This is a genomic window from Neisseria sp. P0021.S007 (assembly GCF_051956855.1).
The window spans coordinates 1-632 of the sequence record NZ_JBQCXA010000687.1 but is presented as its reverse complement, the minus strand read 5'-3'; the positions used below and the strand labels follow the sequence as shown (position 1 = coordinate 632).

The window sequence follows — 632 nt, the reverse complement described above, 5'->3', positions numbered from 1 at the left end:
GGTACAACCGGTCGCGGCATCGGCCCGGCTTATGAAGATAAAGTTGCTCGTCGCGCGATTCGCGTGGTGGACTTGTTGCACCCTGAAAAACTGGTTGAAAAACTGGAAGCCGTTTTGGCTTATTACAATGTTCAGTTGCAACACCTGCACCATGCCGAGCCGGTAAAACTTGAAGACGTGATGGCGGTCATTGAAAAAGTTGCACCGCGCATTACGCCGATGATTACCGATGTTTCCCGTGTTTTGAACGAGAAAAACCGCAAAGGCGAAAGCCTGTTGTTTGAAGGCGCGCAAGGTACGTTGCTGGATATCGACTACGGTACTTATCCGTTTGTAACTTCCTCCAACTGCTTGGCTGGTGCCGCTTCTGCCGGTGCAGGCGTAGGTCCGCAAATGCTGGATTACGTTTTGGGTATCGTTAAAGCCTATACCACCCGTGTGGGTTCCGGTCCATTTCCGACTGAATTGTTTGACGAAGTGGGCGCAGGTTTGGCAGAGCGCGGCCATGAGTTCGGTTCTGTAACCGGTCGTGCGCGTCGTTGTGGCTGGTTTGACGCAGCTGCTCTGAAACGCTCTATTCAAGTTAACGGCATTTCTGGCATGTGCATTACCAAGCTGGACGTGATGGATGG

General features: G+C 52.2%; 1 protein-coding gene. It reads left to right on the top strand.

What is annotated here, in order from left to right; genetic code table 11:
• A partial coding sequence (locus tag ACTHUR_RS15385) for an adenylosuccinate synthetase (protein WP_440399504.1) occupies positions 1-632 on the top strand: 632 nt, incomplete at both ends.